The organism is Microbacterium protaetiae, from assembly GCF_004135285.1.
In the GTDB taxonomy this organism is placed as follows: Bacteria; Actinomycetota; Actinomycetes; order Actinomycetales; family Microbacteriaceae; genus Microbacterium; species Microbacterium protaetiae.
In genome coordinates, this window is record NZ_CP035494.1 from 1,907,213 (window position 1) to 1,919,115 (window position 11,903).

At 68.6% G+C, this 11,903-nt stretch carries 16 protein-coding genes; 3 read left to right on the top strand and 13 right to left on the bottom strand.

Translation table 11 applies throughout. From position 1 onward, the window contains the following. Positions 1-14: 14 nt before the first annotated feature. From ET475_RS08910 to ET475_RS08940, 7 genes are all read right to left on the bottom strand, one after another. The gene (locus tag ET475_RS08910) at positions 15-545 is read right to left on the bottom strand and encodes an Imm61 family immunity protein (protein WP_129388803.1); all 531 of its coding nucleotides are present in this window, start codon (positions 543-545) and stop codon (positions 15-17) included. A 481-nt stretch (positions 546-1,026) separates the two neighbouring features. After that, positions 1,027-1,557 carry an Imm61 family immunity protein gene (locus tag ET475_RS08915; protein ID WP_129388806.1) on the bottom strand — a complete coding sequence of 177 codons (531 nt, stop codon included), beginning with the start codon at positions 1,555-1,557 and terminating at the stop codon, positions 1,027-1,029. After that, a complete protein-coding gene (locus tag ET475_RS08920; protein WP_129388810.1) occupies positions 1,554-2,174 on the bottom strand; it encodes a TNT domain-containing protein in 621 nt (206 codons plus the stop codon). Before ET475_RS08920 ends, ET475_RS08915 begins: the two co-directional genes overlap by 4 nt. 7 nt (positions 2,175-2,181) lie before the next feature. Beyond that, the gene (locus tag ET475_RS08925) at positions 2,182-2,916 is read right to left on the bottom strand and encodes a hypothetical protein (RefSeq protein WP_129388812.1); all 735 of its coding nucleotides are present in this window, start codon (positions 2,914-2,916) and stop codon (positions 2,182-2,184) included. 53 nt (positions 2,917-2,969) lie between these two features. Beyond that, positions 2,970-3,287 (bottom strand): hypothetical protein, encoded by a 318-nt coding sequence (locus ET475_RS08930; protein ID WP_129388816.1) that lies wholly within the window; start codon positions 3,285-3,287, stop codon positions 2,970-2,972. A gap of 11 nt (positions 3,288-3,298) precedes the next feature. Next, positions 3,299-3,691, bottom strand: a complete 393-nt coding sequence (locus tag ET475_RS08935; protein ID WP_129388819.1) for a YbaB/EbfC family nucleoid-associated protein — start codon at positions 3,689-3,691, stop codon at positions 3,299-3,301. A gap of 119 nt (positions 3,692-3,810) precedes the next feature. Then, on the bottom strand, positions 3,811-4,476 hold the full coding sequence (locus tag ET475_RS08940) for a sigma-70 family RNA polymerase sigma factor (protein ID WP_165310848.1): 666 nt from the start codon (positions 4,474-4,476) through the stop codon (positions 3,811-3,813). 202 nt (positions 4,477-4,678) lie between these two features. On the opposite strand from ET475_RS08940, the gene ET475_RS08945 reads away from it, so the two are divergent. The 3 genes from ET475_RS08945 (at position 4,679) to ET475_RS08955 (ending at position 7,152) form a co-directional block, all read left to right on the top strand. After that, positions 4,679-5,629 carry an alpha/beta hydrolase gene (locus ET475_RS08945; RefSeq protein WP_129388825.1) on the top strand — a complete coding sequence of 317 codons (951 nt, stop codon included), beginning with the start codon at positions 4,679-4,681 and terminating at the stop codon, positions 5,627-5,629. A 54-nt stretch (positions 5,630-5,683) separates the two neighbouring features. Continuing rightward, entirely contained in the window at positions 5,684-6,430 is a 747-nt protein-coding gene (locus ET475_RS08950) for an alpha/beta fold hydrolase (protein ID WP_129388828.1), read from the top strand. Between the two features lie 320 nt (positions 6,431-6,750). After that, the gene (locus ET475_RS08955; RefSeq protein ID WP_129388831.1) at positions 6,751-7,152 is read left to right on the top strand and encodes a four-helix bundle copper-binding protein; all 402 of its coding nucleotides are present in this window, start codon (positions 6,751-6,753) and stop codon (positions 7,150-7,152) included. A 176-nt stretch (positions 7,153-7,328) separates the two neighbouring features. On the opposite strand, the gene ET475_RS08960 is transcribed toward ET475_RS08955, so the two are convergent. From ET475_RS08960 to ET475_RS08985, 6 genes are all read right to left on the bottom strand, one after another. Then, positions 7,329-7,679 carry a hypothetical protein gene (locus tag ET475_RS08960; protein WP_207205317.1) on the bottom strand — a complete coding sequence of 117 codons (351 nt, stop codon included), beginning with the start codon at positions 7,677-7,679 and terminating at the stop codon, positions 7,329-7,331. Between the two features lie 157 nt (positions 7,680-7,836). Further along, positions 7,837-8,595, bottom strand: coding sequence for an SDR family oxidoreductase (locus ET475_RS08965; RefSeq protein ID WP_129388834.1), 759 nt, complete (start codon positions 8,593-8,595; stop codon positions 7,837-7,839). Positions 8,596-8,671: 76 nt separating this feature from the next. Further along, complete coding sequence (locus tag ET475_RS08970) at positions 8,672-9,040, bottom strand: sigma-70 family RNA polymerase sigma factor family protein (RefSeq protein WP_129388837.1); 369 nt, start codon at positions 9,038-9,040, stop codon at positions 8,672-8,674. After that, complete coding sequence (locus tag ET475_RS08975; RefSeq protein ID WP_129388840.1) at positions 9,040-9,918, bottom strand: RNA polymerase sigma-70 factor; 879 nt, start codon at positions 9,916-9,918, stop codon at positions 9,040-9,042. The genes ET475_RS08970 and ET475_RS08975 overlap by 1 nt, the downstream gene beginning before the upstream one ends. Continuing rightward, positions 9,915-10,667, bottom strand: a complete 753-nt coding sequence (locus tag ET475_RS08980) for an SDR family oxidoreductase (RefSeq protein ID WP_129388842.1) — start codon at positions 10,665-10,667, stop codon at positions 9,915-9,917. The genes ET475_RS08975 and ET475_RS08980 overlap by 4 nt, the downstream gene beginning before the upstream one ends. Before the next feature lie 262 nt (positions 10,668-10,929). Continuing rightward, positions 10,930-11,580, bottom strand: a complete 651-nt coding sequence (locus ET475_RS08985; protein WP_129388845.1) for an SGNH/GDSL hydrolase family protein — start codon at positions 11,578-11,580, stop codon at positions 10,930-10,932. Positions 11,581-11,903: the final 323 nt, after the last annotated feature.

An 11,903-nucleotide genomic window follows, 5' to 3' on the forward strand; every position in this document is an offset into this window, starting at 1 on the left:
CCGGCGTAAGCCGGTCACCGTGGGCGCGGTTGCCACAACCGGAACAGCGGTGCGCCGTCGGGTGCGAGGTATGCGGCGCGCACGGCATCGGCGGAGTGTCCGACGGTGGCGCTGTAGGTGTAGACGGGGGCGGCGGTGTCCGCCGTCGCGAAGCGGGCGTGGTCCGGGATGCCGTCGGCCCGGCTGATTGCGAAGGCGCTGTCGCCGACCTGAACGACGTGCTGCCCGGTGGCGAGCTGAGGTGCGTCGGTGGGGCCATCGAGCATGCCGAGCCCTGTGACGGCGCGCACGTCGTCGCCGATGACAACGGTCAGGTAGTTTTCGATCTCACCGACGGCGCTCGACCACATGATCAGCCGCTCGTCTTCGCTGCGCTCGGCGCGGGTGAGCACCAGGTCGTCGCCGCGTCGGTGGACGGAGAAGCGGATCTCGCCGCCGGCTTCGGACGCGATCATCAGCGCACCGCCCTCGGGCCGGGCCACGTAGCCGCCCTGCCGCGCGAATGCCGCAAAGGCGCCGGAGAGTATGGGGAGATCTTCTGTCATGACAGCATTCCCGCAAGTCTTCACTCAGCGCACACCCGAGCTGCGGTTCCGGTTTTGGTGTCCAATGAGCGCAGCAAGCGCGGCGGCTTCGCTCTCGTGAGGGATGATCTCACGGGCACTGGTCGGGGATGCCGCCCTCCAACTGACCCAGATCTCACCCTGGCGCGCGACTCCGTCGACGTCGGTCTTGTATTTGGTGTCCGCGTGCGGGAACCAGTCGACTCCGCGCCGCGTGGCGAGGGTCCGCATGGTCTCAATCCGGTGCTCTCGTGATCCGCCCGCGCCCACGTGCGCCGGTCCCGTCGCAAGGACCGCGCCCTGTTGGGCCACATGGGCACGCAGGTGCCGCACCGATGAGGGATCGAGGTCGACCTCGCTGTGCCAGGATCGTCAAGCGGTTGCGTGCTCATTTGTCACCCACGCATGAAACGTGTCATCGATGCTCACGTGGCCACCCAACGAAGTCGTGGTCCTCCCCTGTTCATGCGCGGCGCGGTTGCCACAACCGGAACAGGGGTGCTCCGTCGCGGCTCAGGTACGCGGCGCGCACCTCATCGGTGGAGTGCCCGACCGTGCTGCTGTAGGTGTAGATGGGTGCGGCGATGTCTGCCGTCGGGAAGCGGGCGGGATCCAGGATGCCGTCGGACTGGCTGATAGCGAAAGCTCCGTCATCTACCTGCACGACGTGCTGCCCGGCGGCTAGCTGCGATGCGTCGGTGGGCCCGTCGAGCATGCCGAGACCGGTGACGGTGCGCACGTCGTCGCCGATGACGACAGTTAGATACTTCTCGATCTCACCGACAGTACTCGACGACATGACGAGTTGCTCGTCTTCACTGCGCTCGGCGCGACTGAGCGCGAGATTGTCGCCGCGTCGACGGATGTAGAAGCGGATCTCGCCGCCGGGTTCGGACGCGATCATCAGCGCATCGCCCTCCGGCCGAGCCACGTAGCCGCCCTGCCGCGCGAACGCCGCAAAAGCTTCGGAGAGCAGGGGAACATGTTGAGTCATGACAGCAATCCCATCTTCAGCAGCGTTGCGACGTTCACCGGGTTACCGCTCGCATCGAGAACACGTAGCTGGATTCCACCACCCTGGTGGCCGAACCCGGGCGCGATTTCGCTGGCTTCGACCTTCCAACCTCCGGGAAGCGACCCGCCGGTCTGGTAATTGTGGAACTCCTTCTGCAGCGAAGACGTCGGAAGAGACCGTTGCTCGAACGATGGTGACACGCCGTCTTCCTTCACGCCGATGTAGCTCCCGCCAGGATGGCCGATGCGGTCCATCTCGGTGCCGTAGTCGCGCTGAAAGGCGTCCCAGTCGTCGTAATGCACACGAGAACCGCGAACCGCTCCTGCATTGGGCGGGTAGTTGTCATGGCCGTTGCCGAACACATACCGGTCGTCGTAGTCCTGTTTCGAGAGCGGTGTGCCGTCGTCGAAGCGCCCATATGGCGCGCCCGGGTCGGCTCGAAGATTTCCGGTGTCGGGGTCCATCTGGTTCGCATCCGGGTAGGGGTCTGAGGTGCCGTGATCGTGCATGGGCTGCCCGTAGCCGAGATCCTTGGGCGTGACAGGGTCGTCGGCGGCGCGGGTCCATCCGTTGCCGGACGGATCGCGGGTGTGCACAGGGTCTTCACCCGGCAGCCGGGTCTTGGGCGTTTCGCCCGGGATGTTGCGCCCTTCGCGGCCGCCGCCCTTGAGCAACTTTGCGAACAGGGCACTGGCTTTGTCGAGGAGGGGTTTGAGTTCGTCGAGCAGTCCGCGCAGGGAGCGCAGCGATTCGAGCAGCCGGGTGACGAACTTGCCGACCTTGCCGACCCAGGAGGCGACCCATCCACGGGGTGGCGAGCCCCAGCGTGAACACGGCCTCCGACGCCCACGAGATCGCCGACCCGACCAGTTGCGAGAGCACGTCGCGCACCAGATCGTGCACGGCCTGCACGATCATCGACGCCACGTTCAGGCCGGTCGAGAACGCACCGGCCCAGGTGCCCGCCGCGGTCAGATGCGCCGCGGTGTCGTGCTGGAACCGGCGGTACGCATCCATCGCCTCCCCGGCCAGGTCCTCCACATCCTGCAGCACCCGGGTCAGTTCCCGACCCGCGCCCTCAAGCTGAGCCTGAATGTTCGACCACGTCTGCGCGAACGCCTGCACCTCCGACGCGTTGCCGGTCAGATCATTGAACCAGCCCTTGAGCGGTTCGACGTGATCGATCAGCCACCCCAACCCCGCGGCGATCAGCGTACCCAACGGGTCAGAGACCGCCGCGGCGGTGTCCATCACGGCCGAGAACGTGGCCAGCCCGCCCGAGACCCAGTCGCCCGAGTTGATCGCCTGCACCAACTGCTCCCCGTCTTCGAGCAGCAACGTGCCGGCGAACGGGGACGTGTGATCGACCGGGGCCGCGACCAGCGGATTGCTCATCCGAGTGTCTGCTCGATCTGCCGGATCGATGCGACCAGGTCGTCTTCGAACGCGGCCATATCGTCGGCGACGCCGCGGATCTCGGTCGCCGACCTGTCGACCAGGCCCTGTGCCGACGAGATCACCGTGCTGCACGCCGAGGCAGCGATCGTGGCCGGGGGCACAAGGAACGCGCACATGACCCCGAACGCACCGCCCGACATGTTCGTCGCGGTCGCGGCATCCCGCGCCACTTGAATGTCAGACGACACCTGACGCACCCGCGCCGCATGCGCGAAGATCAGGTCGTGACCGATCGCGATCTTGTCGGCCATCGCGGTGCCCTTCAGTCCTCGGCCTCTGCGGCGCGCGCATCGAGTTCGTCGCGCAGGCGGGCGACCACCGGTGACTCGTCGCCGAATGCTCGGGATGTCACGGCCACCGCCTGTTCACCGGCGTCGCGCTGAGCGGCCTGCGCGGTCTCGACGATCAGCCGGCTCAGGTCTCGCGTGCGCAGGTCCATCGCCGCGTCGGACAACTCGACGTCGACCAGGCGCCCCGAGGCGTCGACGGTCACTGCCAGCTCTCGGCGTGGGGAGGTCGCCTTGCCGCGTACCGCTTCGACCTCGACCCGCATCTGCTGGGCGACGCGAGCGCGCTGCTGAGCCTGTTCGACCTGCTCTTGCACGCGCGCGATCGTCAGATCGGGATCGCCGGGAAGCGTGGCGTCATCGTTCACGATCTCCGATCATATGACGCCAAGCTGAAATCGCCGCGCGTCAGCTCCTGTGTGCCGAACATCCTGACGGTAACACCGTTTCCTCGTACTCGAGTGCATCGTGTGCGAGGAATATGCGATCAGCCGGCGGCGACGCGCCGCCGCCCCGATCGGCGGTCGCGCGTGGCAAGCCCGAGGTCGCGCTGCAGCAGCAGCTCGAGGCGGTTCAGGTCACCGGTGCGCGCCGCGAAGACGAGTTCGCGCAGGAGGTGCCGGTGCGCGGCGCCGCCCTCGACGGGCTGCGTCGGAGAGCGCAGCAGGTCGCGTCGCGCGCGGCTGACCAGCTGCCGTGCGCCGGCGGGGGACGTGTCGAGAAGATCGGCGATCTGCGCGTAGGGGTAGCCGAAACCGACACGCAGAACGAACGCCGCGCGCTGTGCGGGCGTCAGACGCTCCACCAATCGCCGTGTGCCGACAGCGAGGGCCTCGGCGCGCTCTGCCTGCGCGGAGGGGTCGTCGTCGGTGGCGATGCCGAGCGCATCGGGAGCCGATGCTTCGTGCCGCGCTCGGGCGCTCGTGAGCTCGTTGAGTGCCACGTGGCGAGCCGTGGTGGCCAGAAACGCCGCCGGATCCCGGACGACGGCGTGATCGTGCCGCTGCCAGCGCAGCCAGGTCTCCTGCACGACATCCTCAGCGTCAGCAGGATTTCTCAGCATCCGGTACGCGATTCCGAAGAGGATTCCGCGTACGGCGACGAAGTCGGTCAACCCGTCATCGTGTGGTGAGGACTGCGTGTCGACGTCCACGACTGTGCTCCCGTCCCGAGGGCGTCGGCGTGAGCGTCTGAGGTCGGCGTCGACGCCGGATCGTCCTGCCGGAAAGAATACATCGTGTACGAGGAAATAGGAAGCATGAAAATAGCGTCCGCCAAAATGACTCGGATCTGTCACAGGACGACGCGCTGCGAGGTCTGCTCTGGTATCCCCATCCCTCACGGAAGGAGCAGAAATGCTCGACCACATCCTCCAACCCGAAGCCCGCGCCTTCGCCGAGGCCGCCGCCGCGCCCCCGGCGCTGGCCGACCGCGGCGTCGACGGGGCCCGCGCACTGCTCGACGGCGTACAGGCAGCGCCCATCGAGATGCCCGCGATCGTCGACGAGTGGATCACCGTTCCCGCGAGCGTCGGCGACGTGCGCGTGCGCATCGTGCGGCCGACCCACGCCACCGGTGCCCTGCCGGTCGTGCTCTACATCCACGGCGGCGGCTGGGTGCTCGGCAACGCCGGCACCCACGACCGGCTCGTCCGCGAGCTCGCCACCGGCGCCGAGGCCGCCCTGGTGTTCGTCGAATACGAGCGCTCGCCCGAGGCGCGGCATCCCGTCGCCATCGAACAGGCCTATGCGACCGCACGATGGATCACCGACTCCGGTGCCGAGAAGGGGCTGGATGCCTCGCGTCTGGCGATCGCCGGAGACTCGGTGGGCGGCAACATGGCCGCCGTCGTGGCGCTGCTGGCCAAGAGCCGGGGCGACGTCGCGTTCGTTCACCAGTCGCTGTACTACCCGGTCACCGACGCGGCCATGGACACCCCCAGCTACACCGAGTTCGCCGAGGGGTACCACCTGACCGCGGCCGCGATGGCGTGGTTCTGGGACTGCTACCTGCCCGACCTCGACGCGCGCAAGGGCATCACGGCGTCGCCGCTGCGTGCCCCGGTCGACGACCTGGTGGGTCTGCCCGAGACGTTCGTGATCGTCGATGAGAACGATGTGCTGCGCGATGAGGGCGAGGCCTACGCGCGCAAGCTCATCCAGGCCGGCGTGCGCACCACTCTCGTGCGCTACGACGGCACCATCCACGACTTCATGATGCTGAACCCCCTGCGCCCCTCGGCCGCGACGACGGCCGCGGTCGAGCAGGCCGTGCACATCCTGCGCAAGGCCCTCGGCCGGGCGTGAGAGCCACACGTACGACACCCACCCCGCAACACCACCCACAGAAAGCAGAAGATCATGTCAGAGCAGAAACCCACCATCGTGCTGGTGCACGGTGCCTTCGCCGAGTCGGCCTCGTGGAACAGCGTGATAGCTCGTCTTCACGAGCACGGCGTGACGGCCGTCGCGGCGGCGAACCCGCTGCGCAGCTTGTCCGGCGACGCCGCGTACGTGCGTGACGTCGTCGCCTCCGTCGGCGGCCCGGTCATCCTCGTCGGGCACTCCTACGGCGGCATGGTGATCACCGAAGCGGCCGCCGACAACGACGCGGTCGTCGGCCTCGTCTACGTCGCGGCGTTCGTGCCCGACACCGGCCAGAGCGCGTTCGAGCTGTCGACGAGCGCACCCGGCAGCACACTCGGCGAGGCGCTGGCCGCCTACCCGGTCGCCACCGGGGGCAACGAGTTCGCGATTCGCCAGGATGTGTTCGCGCACCAGTTCGCCGCGGATGCGCCGGCCGATGTGGCCGCCCTGATGGCGGCGACGCAGCGCCCGGTCACCGAGGCGGCGCTGTCCGAGCCGCTGCCGACCGCGCACCCGGCGTGGAAGAGCATCCCGTCATGGCATGTGTTCGGCGACGCGGATCTGAACATCCCCGTGGCCGTGCACCGAGCGGGCGCCGAGCGTGCGGCATCGCGCGGCACGACCGAGGTAGCGGGCGCCTCGCACGCGATCTCTGTGTCGCAGCCCGACGCCGTGGCGGCGAGCATCGCCGAGGCGGCAAAGGCATACGTCGCCTCGCTCGCTCCTGCTGCGACGGCCTGAGCCCGCGGCATCCCAGACCCGCCGCCATCCGGGCGCTCCCGTACCGGGTGGCGGCGGCCGCGTGTCGAGCCGGCGCCCGACGATCGGGACGCGCCCGGCGCCCGGCGATCGGGACGCGACCGGCGATCGGGACGCGACCGGCGCCCGGCGATCGGGACGCGACTGGCGCCCGACGATCGGGACGCGACTGCGACCGGCGATCGGGGCGCGACCGGCGCCCGGCGATCGGGAATGGCCATCGACGCCGTGCCACTTGCGGGGCTAGCCTGGCCTGAGGCGGGTTGACCTGCCCGCCGCACCGAGCTGGAAGGCGGGTTGTGATGGACGCGATGATGATGGGCGCGATGAGCAAAGACATGATGTCGATGCCCGATATGGCCGACATGGACATGGCCATGATGCAGGAGTGTATGGACGCCTGCTCGGCCTGCGAGCAGGCATGCACTATCTGCTCGATGCAGATGATGTCGTGTGCCCCGGCGTGCATGAACTGCGCCGACATGTGCAACACGATGATGCGCGCCATGATGCGCATGCAGGGGATGACCAAGCCCGTGATGATGTCGATGCTCGACGCCTGCATCGCCATGTGCCAGATGTGCATGGACGCCTGCATGGAGCACGCCGACCACAGCGAGATCTGCAAGATGTGCGCACAGTCGTGCAAGGCCTGCATGGACGCCTGCAGCAAGATGCGCGACGCGATGATGGCGACCGCCTGACGCAGTCGACGAGGGATGCCGCGGCCTCAAACGCGGCGGCGGTGTGAGGTGTGCGGCGAGACGGTCACCTGTGCGCGCTGATCCGGTGTGCAGTTACCGGTGTGCGGTGACCGGTGCTCGGTGCCCCGGTGCGCGGCGACCGGTGTGCACGTTCACCATCTGAACCGCCAGGCGGTTCAGATGGTGAACGCGACGTTGTACTGGGTGCGGCCCACGGCCAACACGCCGTAGCGCGCGTGCACGGCCACCGGAGTGCCCGGCGCGGCCTCAAGCGCGGCGCCACCGGCGTTCCAGACGTTGTACTCGGCGCCGTCGAGCGCCGACAGCCGAATGTCGCCGGTTGCGGCATCCACCCCCGTCACCAGGGCGTCGACCCACTCGGCCGGCGTGGCCGAAGCGAGGCGGGCCTGAATGAGGTGCAGCGCGTGACCCGGTGCGAATGAGGAGCAGACGTCGCCGTGGTCGCACATGCACGCAACACGCTCACGCACCTGGAGGGGCGTTTGGCGGGTCAGCGGCGTGGTCACGGGAGTCTCCTTCTGATCGGGATTCTTCGAGAGTACGGATGCGACCGCCCCACGCGAAGCGCGCTGACACGTGGCGAAACATTTCCGGGCGCGCATGCCGAGGGCGCGCATGCCGAGGGCGTCGCGCGTTCGAGTCGCGCGACGCCCTCGGGTTCGGCTACCGGCGCGGGGGATTCGCCGGCAGCCACGCCTCGAGCGTCGTCGGAAAGATCCGGGCGCCATCGAGGGGGATCAGGGTGCGCTCCTCGATCACGGCTCCGTAGTACGGCGCCGTGTCGTCACGCACGACCGGGCGTGGGTCGCCGCGGAACGCCAGTCCACGACGGATCCACTCGTCGAGCCCGAACTGCTCGGGGCCGCCGATCTCGATGTCGCCGTTCACCGGCTCGCCGGCGGCGGTCTGTGCGACAGCGGTCGCGACATCTTCGGCCGCGATCGGCTGGCAGAGGGCTCCGGGTAGACGCACGGCGCCGTCGACGACCGAGATGTCGGCGATGCTGCCGAGGAACTCGAAGAACTGCGTGGCGTGCACGAGAGAGTACGGCACGCCCGACTCGCGGATGAGCAGCTCCTGGGCCATCTTCGCCGCGAAGTAGGGGATCTCCTGCGGGCGGTTCGTGCCCACGATCGTGAGGGCGACGTGGTGGCCGACGCCGGCCGCCTTCCCGGCCTCGAGCAGATTCGTCGTCGACGTCGTGAAGAAGTCGAGTACCGCCTGCTGCTCGAACGACGGCGAGTTCGAGACGTCGACGACGACGTCGGCGCCCGCAAGAGCCTCGGCCACGCCGGCGCCGGTGATCGTGTTCACCCCCGTGCTCGGCGCGGCCGCAACCGCGTCGTGCCCGTGGGCCTTGAGCTTGTCGACGACCTTCGATCCGATCAGTCCGGTGCCGCCGATCACGACGATGCGTGCCATGTCATTTCCTCTTCTCCGGCGCGCCGGGTGCGCGCTCTGCAGTGGTGACCGGATGCCGCGGCCCGCTGTGACAAGCTCACGTCCAGGTCGTGAGCTTGGCCGGGTTGAACACCGCCCACAGCCGGATCACGAGGTGCCGTCGCGACTCGACGACCACGACTGCCCGCACGCGGCCCTCCGCGGTGCGCAGCAGGATCGCGGGCATGCCGGTCGCCTCGGTCAGCGTGAGCCGGCCGGGGCCGGCATCCAGGTGCAGCAGCGTCGCTGCGACCGCTGCCGCGCCCCGGACCGGATCGACGAGGGCTTCGACACCCTCGGCCGTCAGCGACACGCGACGGTGCAGCGCGGCGGCCAGGGCTGCGGCATCCCGTGCCTGCCACGCCGTCAGCAGGCGCTGTGCCGCGTCGTTCCCGTCAGCGTGTCGGTTGGCGAGCCGGCGCCTCATCACAGCCCGGTCGTGGTGACGTGGCGCAGCTTGTCGGGACTCATGATCCACAGCAGCTGGCGGATGCCGTCACCGCCCACGTGGGCGGTGAGCACCGTCGTGACGACGCCGTTCTGCATCAGCGCGACACCGGGCAGGCCGTTGACGCTCACCCATGCGATCGCCTTGCCCGTCCAGAAGTGGCTCGAGAACGCCGCCACGAACTTCGCGACCCGCTCGCGGCCGTGCACCGGGATGCGGGCGGCGAGCTTGACGCCGTTGCCGTCGGTGTAGCTGACCACATCGTCGGCGAACAGGGCTTCCAGCTGCGCGGTCTCGCCGCGCTGGGCCGCGGCGAGGAATGCCTCCAGCAGCCGGCGGTGGCTTGCGGCATCCGTCGTCGCCTTCCGCTCGGAGGCGAGATGCTTGCGCGCGCGGCTGACCAGCTGCCGGGTGGCCACCGCCGTGGTCTGGATGACCTCGGCGATGCGCTCGTACGGATAATCCAGCGCCTCGCGCAGCACATAGGCGGCGCGCTCGGTGGGGGTGAGCTTTTCGAGCAGGATCAGCACGGCGTACTCGAGAGCCTCGGAACGCTCGGCGCCCAGGCCCGGATCGTCTTCGGTGTTGACGGGCTCGGGCAGCCAGGGGCCGATATAGGTCTCGCGGCGCACGTGCGCCGACTGCAAGGCGTTGATGGCCAGGCGCGTCGTGACCGTCGTCAGGAACGCGGCCGGCTCGCGGACGGCCGAGCGGTCGGTCATCTGCCAGCGGATCCAGGCGTCTTGCAGCACGTCTTCGGCATCGGCGACAGTGCCCAGCATGCGGTACGCGATGCCGAACAGCCGGCGGCGGTGCTCGGCGAACTGGGCTGCGGCCAGGTCGAGGTCGCCGCTCATCGTGTGCTCTCCTGCCAGTCGATGAATCGCGTCGATGCCAGTGTGGCATTTGGACCGGGCAGCAGATCGCGCCGGTCGAGGGCGGCCCCGAAGTACGTTCCCAAAGGGTCGGCGACCACTTGCCGCGGGTCGGAGCGAAAATGCAGATCGCGGTTCAGCAGCTCGCTGAGTTCGAACACCTCTGGGCCGGCGTGCTCGACGATGTCGTGCGCAGGTTGGGCGCGGACGGCCTCGGCCACCGCGGCGGCGACGTCGTCGGCTGCCATCGGCTGGATGAGCACGTCCGCCGCATGTGCGACGCTGCTGCGGGTCGCCTGATCGGCGATGCTGCGGATGAACTCGAAGAACTGCGTCGCGTGCACGATGGTGAACGGTCGCCCCGACTCGATGATGAGGCGCTGCTGCTGCGCCTTGGCGATGAAGTAGCCGCCCTGGCCGGCCGCGAGGCGGTCGGTGCCCACCACCGACAGGGCGATGTGGTGGCCGACCCCGGCCGCCGCACCGTACGTGAGCAGGTTCAGGGTGGACCCGTAGAAGAACTCCTGCGCACCGCGTTCGTCGAGATAGGACGAGTTCGACACGTCGATGAGGGTTTCGGCACCGGCCAGGGCTTCGGCCAGGCCCTCGCCCGTGAACGAGTTGACGCCGGTGGCGCGGGATGCCGCGACCACATCGTGTCCGTCCGCCGTCAATCGGCGCACGAGTCTTGTGCCGATGAGCCCGGTTCCGCCCACCACGGTGATGCGCATGTCGATCGCCCTTTCCCGCCGCGTGCGCGCGGCATCCACAGGGGTGACCGGATGGGGACGCGATCTGTGACACCCGCCGAGTTGTCCTCGGGTTGTGCGAGTTGTCCTCGGGTTGTGTGGGTTGTCCTCGGGTTGCGCGAGTTGTCCCCGGGTTGTGCGAGTTGTCCTCGGGTTGTGTGGGTTGTCCTCGGGTTGTGCGAGTTGTCCTCGGGTTGCGTGAGTTGTCCTCGGGTTGTGTGAGTTGTCCTCGGGTTGTGCGCTCTCAGTCGGTGGGAATGCCGGCGCCGAAGTGCGCCCGCAACCGCGGCCCGATCGCGTCGGCGAGGATCGCGTGTCCGTCGTCATTCGGATGGATGCCGTCTTCGCCGAAGCATCCGCCGCGGTGCAGATCGGGTGCAGCGGCATCGAGGAGCGGGATGCCGCGCTCGGCCGCGGCCGGCGCGAGTTCGGCACGCACCCGCAGCCAGCCGGGCGGGAGCGTTCCATCGTCGGGGAACAGTCGGTACAGGTCGAGCACGGCGAGGTGGTCTGGGCCGAACCGTTCGAGCAGCAGATCCAAGTCACGCTCGATCGCCCGGCGAATGCGTGGTGCCCAGACGGGTCTCTCCGACTCGATGTCGATACGAGTGAGCATCGAGTCATTGCACCCGAGCGCGACCACGCAGGCCGTGGCATCCGAGCCCAGCACGTCGGCAAGAAGACCCAACGGCTCACCGGTGTGCTCACGCGGCGCGTCGGGTGAGGGCCGTTCGCCGCGCCACCGCACGAATCCCATTCCGCCGCGTGCGCAGTTGAGCTCCGTCCACCCGTAGCGCGCGCTGACGCGCGCGGTCCAGCGCCGGTCGGGAGCCGAGATCGAGCGATGGCCGGTGGTGATGGAGTCTCCATAGAAGGCGACGACGGGCTGTGGCATCCGGTGGTTCCCTCTCGTGTTCTGCGAGTTGTCCAGTCGTTGCCCGAGTTGTCCTCGGGTTGCGTGACTTGTCCTCTAATGCACGGTACACAAGGGGGCAACTCGGGCAACGAGGGGGCAACTCGGGCAGCTCGGTCAACGAGGGGGGTAACTCGGGCAGCTCGGGCAACGAGGGGGCAACTCGCGCAACGAGGGGACAGCTCGCGCAACGGAGGGACAGCTCGCGCAACGGAGGGACAACTCGCGCAACGGAGGGGCAACTCGCGCAATGGAGGGGACAACGCGGCAACGAGGGGGCAACTCGCGCAACGAGGGGACAGCTC